Raw genomic sequence first — 12,706 nt, 5'->3', positions numbered from 1 at the left:
CCGGCGGCCGGGAGCCGGACCGTCAGCCGACGGTGCCCTGAAGGGAGTCGTACTCCGCAGTGTGCTTGCCAGGGTTGGTGTTGGAGGCGTCGTGCGGCGCGTAGATCCACTCGATCTTTGTCGCGTTGATCTCGATGGACTCCGTGGTGTCGCCCTCGTTCACGTTGAGGCTGTGCTTCGCCAGGATGGCATGCGTCAGCTTCATCGTGAGGAACTCGACGTACTGGTTCTCGCCGCCCAGCGCCTTGAGGCAGTGGATGATCCACGGCTTATCGGGCTCCTTCTGGGCCGTGCCCCTCAGCAGCCTCCGGATCAGGTGCACCGAGGCAGCGTCCCACTTCCGCTCAAGGGCGATGTTGTTGATCTTCGCGGTGCTGACGGTGCGGCGAGCATTGGTCGACATCTCGATTTCAAGCTCGAGGTCGTGGGACAAGGACTCGCACAGGATCATATCCTTGTAGTCCTTGAGCGCGCATTCGCCGTTAACGCCCGGGATTTCGAGAATTACCTGGGACATCTAAGTGACTCCTGATTGAACGATTGCGGGGATCAGGCGGCGCCGGGCGCGGGCAGCTCCGCCACGAGCCGGATCGAGGCCGACAGCTCCTCGAGCTGGAAGTGCGGGCGCAGGAACACGGTGGCGCGGTACACACCCGGCCGGCCCGGGACGTCGTAGACGTCGACCCGGCCCTCGCGCAGGGGATAGCTCGCCTTCTGGCTCTGCGATGCGTCGTCGTCCAGCAGGACGTAGCCGGCCATCCAGGTGTTCAGGAAGTTCTCGACATTGCCTCGGGTCATGAAGGACCCGATCTTGTCGCGCATGATCACCTTGATGTAGTGCGCGAAGCGGCTCGAGGCGAGGATGTAGGGCAGGAGCGCCGAGATCCGCGCATTCGCGTTCGCCTCGTTGGTGTTGTAGACCTTGGGCTTGTTGCAGGTCTGGCCGCCGAAGAACGCCGCGTAGTCCGTGTTCTTGCAGTGCACCAGCGAGATGAAGCCGAGGTCCGACAGCTCCTTCTCGCGCCGGTCCGTGATCGCGATCTCGGTCGGGCACTTGAGCGCGATGTCGCCCTCGTCGGTCTTGAAGGTGTGGGCCGGCAGGCCCTCGACCTTGCCGCCGCCCTCGACGCCCCGGATCGCAGCCATCCAGCCGTACTTGGCGAAGGCAGTGGTGATGCGCAGGCCGAGCGCCCAAGCGGCGTTGCCCCACAGGTACTTGGAGTGATCGCTGCCGTCCACGTCCTCGACGAAGTTCACGCCCTCCACGGGGATGGTCTTCGGGCCGTAGGGAAGGCGCAGCAGGATGTGCGGCATGGTCAGCGCCACGTACCGGCTGTCCTCGCTCTCCCGGAAGCTGCGCCACTTGATCAGTTCGGAGCTCTCGAAGATCTTCGCGAGGTCGCGCGGCTGGGCGAGCTCAGTGAAGCTGCTCATGTCGAAGAGCTTCGGGCTGGCGGCTGCGATCACCGGCGCGTGGGCGGCGGCGGCCACGTTGGAGATCTTCTCGAGCAGGGCGACGTCCTGCGGGTGACGGCCGAACTCGTAGTCGGCGACGAGGCAGCTGTAGGGCGTGCCGCCGAGCGAGCCGTACTCCTCCTCGTAAATCTTCTTGAAGAGAGCGCTCTGGTCGAACTCGACGGCCTTCTCCAGGTCCTTGAGCAGGTCGGCCTTCGAGACGTTCATGACCCGGAGCTTGAGGCGGGTCGAGGTCTCGGTGTTCATGACGAGGTAGTGCATGCCCCGCCACGTGGCCTCCAGCTTTTGGAAGTCCGGGTGGTGCAGGACCTCGTTCAGCTGCAGGCTGATCAGCTCGTCGATCTGCGCGATGCGCGCGTTGATCATCTCCACGACGTCGGCCTGGGCGACGCCGCTGGTCTCTGCCAGGACCTGGTCCACGAACTCGGCGATGAGGTCGCGGGCATAGGGGCGCTGGGCCTCGTCACGGGCCATCTTGCCCTCGACCATCATGCGGTCGAGGAGGTTGGTCGGCTCGGCGCTCTGAACAGCGGTTTCGGTGCTCACGGATTCTCTCCCTGTACCTTGCGGTCGCGGATCAGGCGTCGGCGGGCGTGGGGTCGGACGAACCCAGCAGGCCCTTCAGCTCGGTCTGCTGCTCGGTGTTCGCGACTACGTCGTTGAGGATGCTGCCGAGCTCGTCGTTGCCGTCGAGCTTGCCCAGCAGGTCGGACAGCCGTTGCCGGGCCTCCAGCAGGCGGGCGAGCGCCGGGACCTGCTTGATCACGGCGACCGGGCCGAAGTCGTCGATCTCCCGGAAGTTCAGGAGGACGTTCATCTTGCTGCCATCGTCCTGCAGCTTGTTCTCGACCTGGAAGGCGAGACGCGGGCCGGAGGCCGCGAGGACGTCGTTGAAGTTGTCGCGGTCGATCTCGACGAACTTCCGGTCCTTCACCTTGGGCAGGGGCTCCGCGGGCTTACCCGAGAGATCCGCCAGGATGCCCATGAGGAGCGGCAGCTCCTTCTTCTCGGTCGCGTTCCCGATGTGGACGTCATAGGTGATCTGGACGCGCGGCGGACGAATGCGGTCCAACTTCTTTTGCGTGCTCTCAGACATGATGCGACAGCCTCCTCACCTTGGCAGTCAAATCGACGGACATTGCCATGACTTGACGGGGTTTTAACATCGTTTCGGCACAAAGGCCACTCAAACTAGGTCACTTGCTCTACTTTAGACTCACTCGCCGTGTGACAAGATTTCCCAACGAGGCTTAAGCTTTTGCCCTTCTCCCGTCAGTCGTCCGCCAAGGCGGTGGCCCGGCGCCGGCGCGCCGGCCGGCCGTCCTCCTCGTTCATGCCAAGGACCTCGAAGATCGCGGACGGGTCCGCGCCTTTGGCCATGAGCTCGCCGAGCACCTCCCTGAGGCTCCGGTCCTCCCAGGACACGGCGCGCTTGACGAGGTACGGCGCGGGGCTGTGCGGCTCGTTCTCCAGCAGCCAGTCGGCGGCGTAGTCGAGCAGGGCGTAGGCCGCGCGCCGATTGGAGATCGCAGGCATGCCCGCGGCGATCTGAAAGCGGGGCGGGTTCACGCGCGCGGGCATGTCTTCTTCCTCGTTGTCGCTGGCGGGCTCGGGATCGGGATCGGGTCGCCGGTCCAGGCCACGCTCCGCCGCCGCTTGGCCCAGGAAGCGCTCGACGTCCTGGAGCACTCCGAGGAACTCGGAGAGGCTCGGCGCCTGCCGGCCGGCGGTGGCGTCCAGCGCTGCGCACAGGCGGCGGGCGGCGGCGAGCGCCAGCCGGACCTCGTCCCGCCGATCCTGGACGAACCGATCGGAGGTCTGGGCAAAGGCGGCGTCGGCGTCCTCGGGGGAGCGTTCCCCCTCGGATAGCGCCTGCTGATAGGCTCTCGGGTTGTTGCTCGCCAGGTGGCGGAGCTTGCGCGACCGGATGATGCCCTGGAAGTCGAGCCCTTGCCGCTCGTTGGGCGGGGGCTCGGTCACCACGGCCTGGAGGACCTCCGACTTCAGGTGGGCGTCCATCCAGAAGTAGGGCCCGAGGCGCGGCTCCAGGTCGTCCTCGTCCGGGCGCGGCCACAGCGACGGCCAGAAGGCCTCGGTCAGCCGCGTGACCAGGTCGACGCCCACGGCCAGCCCCTTGAGCCCGTGTTGCCGGGCAAGCGCCTGGACCAGCCAGACCGCAACCTGGAGGTCCTTGGACCGCGTCTCCAGCAGGTCGGCGGACATGCGGACCACCGCGCGCCAGTCGGCCTTCTTGAAGGAGGTCTGCCAGACGCCCTGCTCGGTCTCGTCCTCGGTTCGGCGCGCCTCGGCCAACGCGTCCATTTCGGGCGCGTAGCGGATGTCCTCGCCGGCCCCTTCGCCCTCCGGAAGCGGGGCGAGCAGGGCCGCGAGGTCGAGGCCGACCTCCCGGTAGACGCTCTCTGGAAGCTCGGAGACCATGCTATCTCCCCGTTGCCCGGGGCTCGGCGGCCGGCCCGGCGGCCGGCTGCCCGAGCCTGAACAGGGCCTCGTCTAGGGTGGAGGTGCCGGCCGGCGCCTGGACGGTCTGCGCCCCGAAGCCGGGCCCCCGCGCCATGGCGGCCGGCTGCGGTGCGACGACAGGCAGGCGCGGCAGGGCCAGCGGCTCCTCCTTGACCCGTCCGTCGGCCTCCGTCGCCTTGCGAAGCTGGAAGGAGACAAAGACGCGGGTGTCGCTCGCCTTCGCGGGCTCGCCGGGCCGGAGTTCGACGGGCCTGCCGTCCGTCGGCGAGCCTTCGGCGGACTTGGTCGCGACCTCGAAGGCCGTCAGCACCGTGCCGGGCCGAAGATCGCCCGTGCGATCGCGGGCCGTCACCTCCCGCTCCTTCAGGAAGGACACCAGAGACCAGGCGCCCTCACGGCCGAAGCGTGCAATTCGTCCGTCCACCTCCAAGGCGCCGGGACCGCGGGCCTCGGCCGGGATCACGGTGCCGTCCTTGGCCCAGCGCAGCTCCAGCGTGACTCGGTCGCCGGGGAGCCACCGGGGTTTCTCGCGCGGCCCGAAGTTGGAGACCGAACGCTCACCCACCGACAGGCGCCATTCGATGATCTCGCTGCCGCCGGTCTCGCGCTCCCGGTTGGCGCGGAAGACGGGGTCCACCAGCAGCGCCGTGTTGGGCTCGGGCTGGGCAACCTGCATCAGCAGCGGCCTCGCCTGGGCCATGGCCTCGACGAAGCGAGCGGCCTCACGCCACTCGCCCCGCGTTCGCGCCGCGGCCGAGACGGGTGCGACCACGTCAGCGGACCGGGCATCGAAGGCGGCGTAGAACTCGCGCACGTCGGCCAGCGAGGCCGGGAGGCCCTTGCCGTCCTGGTCGAAGGGTGCGCGGCCCGACAGGCGCTCGTTGAAGATCGTTGCGAGCTCCTGGTAGCCGAGGGCCAGCTTCTCGTCCACCAGCGCGAGGCAGCGCTGCCGGACTGCCGTCCGGATACCCTCCAGCCGATCCGCGAAGAAGTCGATGGAAGCGGCGGGCGAGGGCCCCAGCTGAAGGCAGTTGCGGTCGTCGATCTTGCCGAGTTCCTCCGTCACGAAGCGTTCGAGGAGGGCCAGCGTGCTGTTGGGCCGGCCGCCATCGTACTGCTCGATGGCCGTGACCACCTGGAGCCACCTGCTGGACAGGGCGGAGCCCTGGGGTGACTGCATGGTCGGCCTGGACAGGATCTCGATCATCGGGGACGCGATCTCACGCGCGAGGGTGGCGATCTCGACCCGTGAGGTCACCATCCACTGCATCAGCCCGCCCGGCGAGGGCTGGCCGAAGAAGGCGTGGGGCTCGATAGGACCGGAGCGCCAACCCGAGAGGTAGAGCTGGCTCGGCCGGTAGAGCTGGTCCTCCTCGATGATGCGGTTCGCCTGGCGCAGGAGCATCGCCGCCTGCTGGACCACGCGCTCCTTCAGCGCTTCCGCGGGCTGGGGCATCCCGAGCTGGACGAAAGTCTGCACGGCCTGGTCCAGAACCGGGAAGGCCGTGCGCAGCGAGCGGGCCCAGTCGCGCATCACGGCGATGGAAGTCTCGCGCTCGGCGGCGAGGCCGCCGGTGCCGCCGCCGGCCCGCTCCAGCGCCCGCTCCACCGAGGCCGTGAGCCCGTGCTGCGCGGCCGAGCGCATGGCCGGGCGCAATGCCTGGGGAACCTGAGGCAGGTCCTTGGCCTCGAACAGCAGGTAGTCCTCGAAGAGAGGCGGGATGGCCTCCAGCACGGACGCGTCCCATCCGAAGCCGCGGGCGCCGGCCCTGGCCTCCAAGGAACCGGGGGCGGTCCATTGCATGAAGCGCCGGCCCATCCACTGGGCGAGGGACTGACGCAGACCGTCCGCGGTCGAGGTCAAGGATGCGGTGCCGTCGGCGTTGCGCGCCACGAGCGGCCCGATGACCGACGAGACCGAGCCAACTTGACCGCGGATCTCGTCATAGCGACGGCGCGCGAGCTGATTGCTCTCGTCCCTCGACGCGGGACCGAGCAGCTCGGAGCTGGCGGCCACGTCCAAGAGCTCCTGGATGTTCGGCGGCAGGAACGGCTGGTCGGCCCCGACCCAGGAAGCCTGCCCCACTCCCAGCAGCCCGGCTGCGTCCTCGAGACCCGCCAGGACCTCGGTGAAGCCGGCGACGGCGTCGGGGCCGGCGCGCCGGCCCGAGGCGATGAAGCCCAGCTCCACGGAGACGATGGCGAGCCTCGCCCCCACCTGCCCGCCGTTCGCGAGCTGGCGGAAGTAGGCATCCGCCAGCTCCTTGAAGGCAGAGAGCGCGCCGTCACGATAGCGCGCCGTGTCGATGCGGAGGTCGGGGTCGTCCACGGGCGAGGCGCCTGCCCCGATCGCACCCCACGCCTCCAGCTTCGCGATGGAGGAGCGCGGGACCTGGATCTGAAGGCCGTACTGCAGCATGTCGCGGATCGGCAGGTCGGCGCCACCGCGGCCGATCTGGTTGAAGGCCTTTGCGAAGGCCTCAGCCTCGGCGACGCGCCCCAGATAGCGGACGAAGGCTTGGTCGGCGGCGACGTCGCCGCCCCCGGGACGCGCCAACCCTTCCAGCCGCTGCTCGATGGTGCGCTTGACCGCGCCCAGGACAATCTTGCGCCAGCCCGCCTCCATCGCGGCCTGGACGCCGTAGGGGTCCTCGCCGAGCCAGGTCAGGGGCATGAACACCATCGGCTCGGACCGGTCGAGGACCGTCACGTTCCGCATGTAACGCACCGCCGCGTCCACATAGGCGTCCGCGGTGGCCGTGGCGTCGGCCTGGCGGCGGCCCGCCACCGCTTCGATGTCGGCGGCGGTGGCCCGGAGGATGGGCACCATGAGGCCCCGATACTGCTCGACCCGGACCAGCGACACCCAGACGGTCGCGACGGCGGCGGCCGAGGCCGCGGCGACGCTGACGGGCCAGGCATAGCGGCGGAAGAGCCGCGAGCGGGAGGCGCCCTGCAGCAATTTGGAGAGGCCGCTCTCCGCCAGGACCTTCTTTTCCAGGAGGTCGTGGGCGAAGGAGGCCGGACGGTCGGCGTCGGGCCGGGCCGTCAGGTAGATCCCGCGGAAGAACAGCGACTCCTGGTAGGCCGTGCGGCGGAGCGCGGTGGTCAGGAACAGCCGCAGCGGCTCCTCCAGGCCCCGGATCTCTTCGCGCGCCTTCAGGATGTCCGAGCCGCGATGGGACTCCATCACGCTGCCGAAGGCCTCGAGGCTCGCGGCCAACATGGCCTCTTCCACGGTGTGGAGGGCCTCGCCCACGTACTCGCCCGTGAAGGCGGTCTCCAGGGCGTAGGGGAAGGACCACCCGATCATGCCGTCGCGGAGGCCCGCGGGCAGCGTCTCCTCGAAGGCGGCGAAGCCCTCAAGGGACTCCCCGCCCGTGATCACCACATACACCGGCACGGCGAAGCCGAGCTGACGCTGGGCCTGCCACAGCCTGGTATAGGCCTCGGCCCCGCGGGCGGCGGCCCGGCGCGCGTCCGACAGCGCCGAGACGGGCACCGTCAGGAGGATCCCGTCGATGGGGTTGGCCGGCCGCTGGCGCGACACGAAGGACAGGACCTCGCCCCAGGACTCGGGATCGTGGACGTCGATCACCACGCCGCGGTCGTAGAGGTGCCAGGCCACGCCCTCGCGCCGGGCGTCGCCTACGGCGGGCCGGGTCTCGTCGAGTGCGGAGAGGACGCCGGCATCGTCAGGCTCGCCGACGCCGACGCGAAGGACCCAGGGCACCAGGTACGGGTTGCGGGCGTAGGCCTCCCGATAGGCGGCGAGGCCGTCCCTCATCAGACGGCGGAGGTTGCGGGCGCCTTGGGCGGCAGCCTCGCGCTTGGCAACCAGCGCCCCCTCCTCGCCCACGGGGATCGCGACCAGCTCCAGGTCGGCCTTGCCGTCCCCTGGCGCAGGCGGAACGTCCGCCCGCGCGGCGCGCTTCGCCTTGACGACGGCTACGGCCATCAGCAGGACGGTCAGGAGCACCAGGAAGGCCAGCACGCCCAGGACCAGGAGCTGGTTCGAGGCGGCGACGGCGAAGACGGTTTCGACCATGCTCATCATGCGGGGTGCCTCGCGGTCATCGGGGCCTCGAGGTCATCGGGTCTGGCCGGCGGCGCGCAGAACGGCGCCGGAGGCTTCCGAGAGGCGGGAGGAAGAGGTCATCCAGAGGGCCTGGCCCACCAGCAACCAGACGGCGAGGACGCCCGCCAGCACCATGGGCCAACGCGGGTGCCAGCGCCCGCGCCGGGCGGCGTCGCCGCGCACGGTGTGGGCGTAGGCCGCCGGGACCAGCGGGCGCATGGCGCCGGACCACGTGCCCAGCAGGTCGGGCTCACGGCCCGACAGCATTTCGAACAGCCGCTCGGCATAGCCGCGGATGCGGACGTCTCCGCCTGGTCCCCGGTGGCGGCCCTTGAAGCCGAGGGACAGGATGCAGAGGTAGACCGAGGCGAGCTGCAGCAGGCGCCGGTCCCCCGAGGCCAGCAGCGCGTCCATGCGCTCGAAGATGCGATCGCCCGCGAGGCGTGAGCGAAAGAGCCTCTGCTCCAGGTGGTTGAGCCGCCAGACCTCGCGCCCGTCCCACTCGATCTCGTGCAGGAAGACGTCGTCGGCCAGCGCCGCCATGGCGTACTGGGCCTCACGGTACTGGGCCAGCATCACGTCCGAGGCTCGCCGGCCGAAGCCGGCCGCCTGGGTCTCCAGGAAGGCCTGGAGCCGCTCCAGGATCACCTCGGGATCCACGGGCGGCGCCGAGGCCGGCGCCGTGGCCGCGTCGGGGAAGGCGGCCGGACGCTCGGCCGCCATGACGGGCGCGTCCAGAAGGAAGGCGGGAAAGTCCGAGGACGGCGCCGGCACGGCCTCGGCCGGCGGCAGGCCGGGGAGCTCGGGTGCCGGGGCGCGCCGTGCGCGCCGGCTCTCCACCGAGGCGCGGTGACGCGCCAGCTCGGCCGCGAAGGCCAGGAAGCAGTCGAGGATGTCTCGCCTGCCGAGGAGGGTGGGCTCTGTCGTCATGTCAGCACGTAGAGCGCCACGTCGGCGGGCCGCTGGCGGCTGCCGAGGTTGTCGGGGTTCCAGATCTCTAGCCGCTCGCCGGCCAGGATCAGGTCGGGATCCTTCTCCACCGTGAAGAGCACGGTACCGCGGGGCGGCGTCACGCCGGCCTCGCCGGTGTTGTCCACCACTGCGCGCACGGCGCCGGTGACGCGGAGCGCCGCCAGCTTCTCGAGCCTGGGGCGGGACGCGATCACCGCGTTCTCGATCCAGGCCACCACGTCGGCCGTGGGCATCCCGGCCGGGCCGCGCACGCCGATCAGCAGCTTGCCGCGCAGCCACTCCTCGCGCATCTCGAGACCGAACATGCCGTCCTCGAAGGTGAAGCGGATGGGCTCGGCGACCTCCCGCACGCGCTCGACCATGCGCGCGATGAAGTCGCGGATCTCGGCGAAGGCGGGCAGCGGGTCGTCATGGTCGTAGCGCGACAGCTTCGGCGGGATCGCCCCCGCCGCCAGCGCCGAGACGTGGCCGGCGAGCCCTGCCATGGACAGGTAGACCTGGAAGGGATGGCAGGCCTCCACCGCGAGCTGCGCCTCCAGCGGCGGCAGCCCGACCACAAGGGCGCGGACCTCGTCGAACGGGGAGACATCGCCGCCGTCGCGGCCCGCACCCGCGCCCATGCGCTCGGACAGCAGCATGGCCTTCTCGCGCAGGCGCCGCGCCACGTCTGCGCAGAGCCGCCCGACCGGCGAGTTAGCGGTGACCGCCAGCGAGGGCGGCGCGAACTCCGTGAGCGCGAAGGCATCGTTGGCGAAGGCGATCCGTGCCAGCGGCATGGAGACGTAGCGCTGGGGCGGGCGCTCGCCGGCCTGGGCCGTCACCACCAGCGAGAGGCGGGGGCGAAGCCTGGGGATCGACAGCTCGTCGCCGCCGTTCTCGTCCAGCACCGGGCGTCCCTCCACCGACTGCCAGCGCTGCGCCCCACCCCAGCTGCCGGAGCGGGCGGCGGGCACCGCCAGGTGGATGGTCAGCGGCGCCTGCGCCAGGGGGTCCGCGTGGCCGGAGATGTCCAGCTCCAGCGGGGCGGGCGCGGTGGAATCGTGCCAGACGATCAGGCCGTCCGGCATCACCGCCTCCAGCTCCAGGATCCGGACGAGGCCGGATACCAGGGCGACGCGGTCCAGCAGCAGGTGCACCACGCCCCAGTGGAAGGTTCCGGCCAGGCCCATATGGGCGGCCACCATGGCCTGGGTGCGCAGCGCCTCCTGCTGGAAGTGCTGGGGCGCGAGCAGCATGCCCTCGTGCCACTGGATGGGATCGGGTACATCCCTGATGCCGGTCACGGCGTTCTCCGGTCTGCGGCAGGCGCGGTGGGTTCGACGAAGGCCGGGGCGGTCTCGCCCAGGCGGATGGCGACAGGGCCGGGGTCGGCGAGGCGCAGCCGGTGCGGGCCGCCCTTGGCGTAGTTGGCGAAGACAAGGCCAGCCCAGGCCGCGGGTTCCTGGGGCAGCGTCTGGCTCAGGCTCTGGCCCGGCACGACCTCGTAGGAATGGGCGCTGAGCGCCCTCGGGTGGTCGCGCAGGTACTGCTCGCGCTTCTGGAACCACTCGCCCGCGCTCAGCTTCAGCAGTTCGTCCAGCAGCTTCTGGTCGCGCACCAGGAGGACGTCCACCGCCACGGGGGAAAAGTCGTTGGCCCGCGGCTCGGCTTGAATCGCAACGCTGCCGAGGGTCAGAGCCGGCTTCTCGGCGCAGGCCCCCAGCAGTGACAGGAGCAGCAGCGCGGCCAGGGCCGCGCCACGCCGACCGCGCGCGGCGGGGTCGCGTCGGATCTGGGTCAAGGGATGCCTCCGGATGTATTCTGGCTGACCACGGTGCCGCCGAAGCCGCGGCCGCGCAGGCGCCGCAGCGCCTCCGTAGCCTCGGCCTGGCTCGAGAAACGCCCGGTGCGGACGACGTGCCAGCGCCCGGTCGGGCCCGCATCGAGCGCGACGCGCGCGTCCACCCCACGCCGGCTCAGTTCGCCCGTGAAGGCCTCCGCGTTGGCGGGCGTGGCGAACCGGGCGAACTCGATCGTGAACGCGCCCTGCGGGGCGTGGGACGGTACCGGTGCGGCCGCCGCCCCCGGGCCCGCGGCCGGAGGCGCGCCAGGAACCGCCCCGATCGGCGCTGCCCCCACCGCCCCTGCCCCGCCGGCCCCTGCCTCGCCCTGCATCGGGCGCGCGGCCGCCTCTGCGCCCCCGGGGACCCGGGACCCCAGAACCACCTGCTTGGTGCCTGCGATGCCGCCGCGAACGGTCTCCTCGACGCCGCCCTCCACCGCATCCGCGACGACGCTGCGCGTCTTGAAGCGCGCGTACTGCGTCATCCAGGGAAGCTGGTCCGCGAGGAATCCGGGAAGCACCTCGCCAGCGGCGTCGGCGACGCCGTCGAGGATCGGCATGGCGGCCTGCTGCGCGGCGACGCCGACCGTATCGCCGGCGTCATCCGCCATGATCCTGGTGCGCGAGTCCAGGAACCTGTCGACGCCCCTCTCGCCGGTGTAATGCGCGTCAGGTGCCTGGCCCTGCGGCGAGGCGGCCGCCGGCGTCCCGCCCGGCGCCGCCGCCTGGAGCGTCGGGGCGGGCGCCGAGGCGGTCGTCATGGCGGGAACCCCGAAGGCCACCAGCCCAATCAGGAATCCGAGCAGCAGGAGCATGAGCGACCCGACCGCCAAGACGGCGGTGTGGACCTTCCCGAGGGCGAGCTTCATGGCGTCGGCTCCATGACTCGTCCGCTCACCGCGCCGCGGTGGGCTGGGGGAACTCGGTCGTCACGACCCCGAAGATCCCGGCGATGCGCTCGACCTCGGGCAGGCGCGCCGCCGCCTGGCGGGGATCGTCGAACCGGCCGAACCGCACCCGGAACCAGGACCTTCCACCTGCGTCTACGGTCTCCACCAACTCGACCGCCAGGTTCCGCTGCGCCATGACCTCGGCGTACTCCCTGGCCCTGTCCAGGTCACGGAACGCCGCGAGCTCGATGGAGAAAACGGGCCACTCGGCAGGGCGCACGATCTCCTCCACCTTGCGTGGCGGGGCCGGTGCGGGGGCCTCGGCCTTGGCGGAGGCGGCAGCCGGAGCAGGCGCCTCCGCCGCGGCGGGCGGCGGGGCCGGCGGCGCCTCCCCCGTCACGCGGCCGGCATAGAACGCGCCGCCGCCGACGGCTCCGAGGGCGAGCGTCCCTCCCAGTGCGGCGACGGCGGGCTTCATGTCCTGCGGGTCCCCGCTCAGCTGCAGCACATGCCGGTGCACACCACCTGGGTGCCCACGGCCGTGGCACGCTGCGGCTCGGTCCGCGGCGGCATGGTGGCAGGGGATTGCCGGTTCACTCCGGCGCCCGCTTCGGGCGATGGACCTCGGTCGTAGCCGGGCTGCAGCGTCACCGTCTGCAGGTCCGCCAAGGATTGGGGCCGCTCGGTCGGTGGCGGCGCGTCCTTGAGCGCCGACGGCACGGCCGTGCCTGCCGAGGTCGGGGTCTGCGTCACGACGAGCCGGCTGGTGGAGGCGGCGTCTTGGCCCTTCACCGCGTTGGAGGAGGGGAGCGCCAGGGGAGGCGGCACCATGGCAAATCCAGAGTTGCAGACCCGTGCGCTTGCGGCATTACCCGCGCAAGCAAACATTGCGGCCAGCAGTCCCGCAGTGATCCGCCGCATCTGCCCTACCCTGTTTGGTACCTTTCCGAAAGGATGTCATGGATACGCACAACGAGCAAGTTCGTG

11 protein-coding genes are annotated in these 12,706 nt (G+C 70.7%); all 11 read right to left on the bottom strand.

Annotated elements, in window-relative coordinates:
• Positions 1-22: 22 nt before the first annotated feature.
• Positions 23-517 (bottom strand): Hcp family type VI secretion system effector, encoded by a 495-nt coding sequence (locus JUB13_RS21335; RefSeq protein WP_207482422.1) that lies wholly within the window; start codon positions 515-517, stop codon positions 23-25.
• Positions 518-549: 32 nt separating this feature from the next.
• The gene (gene tssC / locus JUB13_RS21330; RefSeq protein ID WP_328702982.1) at positions 550-2,022 is read right to left on the bottom strand and encodes a type VI secretion system contractile sheath large subunit; all 1,473 of its coding nucleotides are present in this window, start codon (positions 2,020-2,022) and stop codon (positions 550-552) included.
• Positions 2,023-2,053: 31 nt separating this feature from the next.
• On the bottom strand, positions 2,054-2,572 hold the full coding sequence (gene tssB / locus JUB13_RS21325) for a type VI secretion system contractile sheath small subunit (protein ID WP_207482421.1): 519 nt from the start codon (positions 2,570-2,572) through the stop codon (positions 2,054-2,056).
• A 176-nt stretch (positions 2,573-2,748) separates the two neighbouring features.
• Positions 2,749-3,915 (bottom strand): type VI secretion system protein TssA, encoded by a 1,167-nt coding sequence (tssA, locus tag JUB13_RS21320; RefSeq protein ID WP_207482420.1) that lies wholly within the window; start codon positions 3,913-3,915, stop codon positions 2,749-2,751.
• 1 nt (position 3,916) lies between these two features.
• On the bottom strand, positions 3,917-8,014 hold the full coding sequence (locus JUB13_RS21315; RefSeq protein ID WP_207482419.1) for a type VI secretion system protein: 4,098 nt from the start codon (positions 8,012-8,014) through the stop codon (positions 3,917-3,919).
• Positions 8,015-8,047: 33 nt separating this feature from the next.
• The gene (locus tag JUB13_RS21310) at positions 8,048-8,965 is read right to left on the bottom strand and encodes a DotU family type IV/VI secretion system protein (RefSeq protein ID WP_207482418.1); all 918 of its coding nucleotides are present in this window, start codon (positions 8,963-8,965) and stop codon (positions 8,048-8,050) included.
• Positions 8,962-10,290, bottom strand: coding sequence for a type VI secretion system baseplate subunit TssK (gene tssK / locus JUB13_RS21305; RefSeq protein WP_207482417.1), 1,329 nt, complete (start codon positions 10,288-10,290; stop codon positions 8,962-8,964). The genes JUB13_RS21310 and tssK overlap by 4 nt, the downstream gene beginning before the upstream one ends.
• Positions 10,287-10,787: a hypothetical protein gene (locus JUB13_RS21300; protein ID WP_211115609.1), complete on the bottom strand. Its 501-nt coding sequence runs from the start codon at positions 10,785-10,787 to the stop codon at positions 10,287-10,289. Before JUB13_RS21300 ends, tssK begins: the two co-directional genes overlap by 4 nt.
• Entirely contained in the window at positions 10,784-11,698 is a 915-nt protein-coding gene (locus JUB13_RS21295) for an SPOR domain-containing protein (protein WP_207482415.1), read from the bottom strand. The genes JUB13_RS21300 and JUB13_RS21295 overlap by 4 nt, the downstream gene beginning before the upstream one ends.
• A 25-nt stretch (positions 11,699-11,723) precedes the next feature.
• Positions 11,724-12,197 carry an SPOR domain-containing protein gene (locus tag JUB13_RS21290; RefSeq protein WP_207482413.1) on the bottom strand — a complete coding sequence of 158 codons (474 nt, stop codon included), beginning with the start codon at positions 12,195-12,197 and terminating at the stop codon, positions 11,724-11,726.
• Between the two features lie 17 nt (positions 12,198-12,214).
• Positions 12,215-12,550: a hypothetical protein gene (locus tag JUB13_RS21285; protein WP_207482411.1), complete on the bottom strand. Its 336-nt coding sequence runs from the start codon at positions 12,548-12,550 to the stop codon at positions 12,215-12,217.
• Positions 12,551-12,706 lie beyond the last annotated feature (156 nt).

The organism is Arenibaculum pallidiluteum, assembly GCF_017355985.1.
In the GTDB taxonomy this organism is placed as follows: domain Bacteria; phylum Pseudomonadota; class Alphaproteobacteria; order Azospirillales; family Azospirillaceae; genus Arenibaculum; species Arenibaculum pallidiluteum.
Note: the sequence above shows the minus strand (reverse complement) of the source record. Positions and strands in the feature narration are given on the sequence as shown.

Coding starts and splice junctions, on each gene's coding strand:
- JUB13_RS21290 (WP_207482413.1), bottom strand. CDS start 12,197: ATGAAGCCCGCCGTCGCCGCACTGGGAGGGACGCTCGCCCTCGGAGCC.
- tssB (WP_207482421.1), bottom strand. CDS start 2,572: ATGTCTGAGAGCACGCAAAAGAAGTTGGACCGCATTCGTCCGCCGCGC.
- tssA (WP_207482420.1), bottom strand. CDS start 3,915: ATGGTCTCCGAGCTTCCAGAGAGCGTCTACCGGGAGGTCGGCCTCGAC.
- JUB13_RS21310 (WP_207482418.1), bottom strand. CDS start 8,965: ATGACGACAGAGCCCACCCTCCTCGGCAGGCGAGACATCCTCGACTGC.
- JUB13_RS21335 (WP_207482422.1), bottom strand. CDS start 517: ATGTCCCAGGTAATTCTCGAAATCCCGGGCGTTAACGGCGAATGCGCG.
- JUB13_RS21315 (WP_207482419.1), bottom strand. CDS start 8,014: ATGATGAGCATGGTCGAAACCGTCTTCGCCGTCGCCGCCTCGAACCAG.
- JUB13_RS21295 (WP_207482415.1), bottom strand. CDS start 11,698: ATGAAGCTCGCCCTCGGGAAGGTCCACACCGCCGTCTTGGCGGTCGGG.
- JUB13_RS21285 (WP_207482411.1), bottom strand. CDS start 12,550: ATGGTGCCGCCTCCCCTGGCGCTCCCCTCCTCCAACGCGGTGAAGGGC.